We start from the raw sequence: 439 nt of genomic DNA, 5'->3' as shown, positions 1-439 counted from the left end.
CGAGTTCGAATCTCGGCCGACCCACCAGTCTTTAGGGAAAATCTGGGGCGCTAGCTCAGTTGGTAGAGCAGCGGACTCTTAATCCGTAGGTCGACAGTTCGAATCTGTCGCGCCCCACCAGAAATTCAAAGGCCTGCGCCATAGCGCAGGCCTTTTTCGTTTTTGATACGACTGGGAAGCGCCAGGGAAGCGCGACTAATTGCTCTTGCGGCCGAATTTCTCGGCCAGCTGGCCCAGTTTTTCCACTCGACGGGCCTCTGCCTTGGCGGCGGCTTCTTCGGCCTTGCGTTGCTCGGCCTTTTTCTTGAAACGTTCGCGCAAAAGTTCGCCTGAATGGCTGCGCGCTTCCGCCGTCACTTCTCCGGCTGGCGTTCCGTCGAGATTGAGCCTGACTTCAGCTTTCTCCATCTCCTTGAGATAGCGAGTCGACATGGTGTGG

General features: G+C 57.2%; 1 protein-coding gene and 1 tRNA gene. One reads left to right on the top strand and one right to left on the bottom strand.

What is annotated here, in order from left to right; genetic code table 11:
* The first annotated feature begins 44 nt into the window (after positions 1–44).
* Positions 45–120 (top strand) — tRNA-Lys (locus ACMUOY_RS20325).
* Positions 121–195: 75 nt separating this feature from the next.
* On the opposite strand, the gene ACMUOY_RS20320 is transcribed toward ACMUOY_RS20325, so the two are convergent.
* The coding region (locus ACMUOY_RS20320; RefSeq protein WP_413894535.1) for a ProQ/FINO family protein at positions 196–439 on the bottom strand (244 nt) is incomplete at its 5' end.

The organism is Candidatus Skiveiella danica, assembly GCF_022705245.1.
GTDB classification, from domain to species: Bacteria; Pseudomonadota; Gammaproteobacteria; order Burkholderiales; family Burkholderiaceae_C; genus Skiveiella; species Skiveiella danica.
This window is presented reverse-complemented; position numbering and strand designations above follow the sequence as displayed.